The organism is Bradyrhizobium sp. MI1.4 (assembly GCF_055811315.1).
The window spans coordinates 1-1316 of the sequence record NZ_JBVVPP010000126.1 but is presented as its reverse complement, the minus strand read 5'-3'; the positions used below and the strand labels follow the sequence as shown (position 1 = coordinate 1316).

The following is a 1316-nucleotide window of genomic DNA, read 5'->3' as shown; positions in this document are numbered from 1 at the left end:
CGGTTCGGAGAAGACGTCGTTCCGCTTCGACGGCGTCGGACGGCACGGCTCGAACACATCGTCCATCACCTGGGGTTGGCGCTCGGCGGCCGGCCGGCAGCAAGCTTCGCCAAGCGGCTCATGCTGCCTGTCAGCAACGATACTTTGCTGCGGGTGGTCCGCCGGCGGACGGCGATGCCGACGGATCCATTGCTTGTTGTGGGTATCGATGACTGGGCGTTCCGGAGAAACCGTCGGTACGGGACCATCGTGTGTGATTTGGAGCGTCGGCGGATCGTTGCCTTGCTGCCCGACCGGGAAACGGCGACCGTTCAGGCGTGGCTGTCGAAGCACCCGGGCATCAACATTGTGTCGCGAGATCGCGGTGGTGGATATGGCGAGGCCGCAGCCAAGGCGCTGCCGAACGCCATCCAGGTCGCCGACCGCTGGCATCCGATGGAAAACGCGAGCGCGGCCTTCCTTGATGCGGTGCGCCGCTCCATGAGCAAAATCCGAAGCGCAATCGGGGCGACGACGATCGATCCTAAACTACTGACCTGCGCGGAAAAGCTTCGCTATCAGGGCTATCTGCGGCGCCAGGACAGCCATGCCGCAATCGCGGCTCTTGTCAGCGACGGTGTGCCGCTCAAGGAGATCGTCCGCCGCACAGGACATAGTCGCAATCTGGTTCGCCAAATTAGTCGCGGCGGCGGTACGGATATCTTCCGCACCCGTCAAAGCACCCTGGATGGGCACCTGCCGTTCCTGGACGCGCAGTGGTCAGGCGGCTGTCGTAACGGTGCCGAACTCTGGCGCCGTTTGAGAGGGCAAGGCTTTAAGGGATCGCTGCGCGTGGTGGCGGAATGGGCCACGCGACGGCGACGCGCCGAGACCATCAGCCGTCAACAATTGCAGAGGGTCCCCGCCGCCCGGACGATAGCGCAGTTGATGACGATGAAGCGGGACCACCTAACCAAGGCCGAGACCGTCACGGTTGCCGCTATTGAACAAAGCGTCCCTATGCTGGCCGATGCCAACACTCTCGTTGGCCGCTTCCACGCGATGATCCGAAAGAAGGCCGAGATCGAGCTCGAACCTTGGATAAGAATCCAAGCGGAGCCTCATTGGCTCGTTCGCGAATGGCATCGCCAACGACAAGGGCGCGGTGCACGCGGCTATCACGCAACCGTGGTCCAATGGCCAAGTGGAAGCTCAGATCACCAAGCTCAAGCTGGTCAAGCGGCAGATGTACGGGCGCGCTAAGCTCGATCTCCTTCAGGCTAGGCTGATTGGCGCGCCATAAAAACAAACACGATCATCGAATATGCGTCAGAGCC

General features: G+C 62.1%; 1 pseudogene. It reads left to right on the top strand.

Features of this window, described 5'->3' with window-relative positions:
- A pseudogene (locus tag AC0L23_RS39905) lies at positions 1-1282 on the top strand (ISL3 family transposase); the annotation flags it as partial.
- Between the last annotated feature and the right edge of the window lie 34 nt (positions 1283-1316).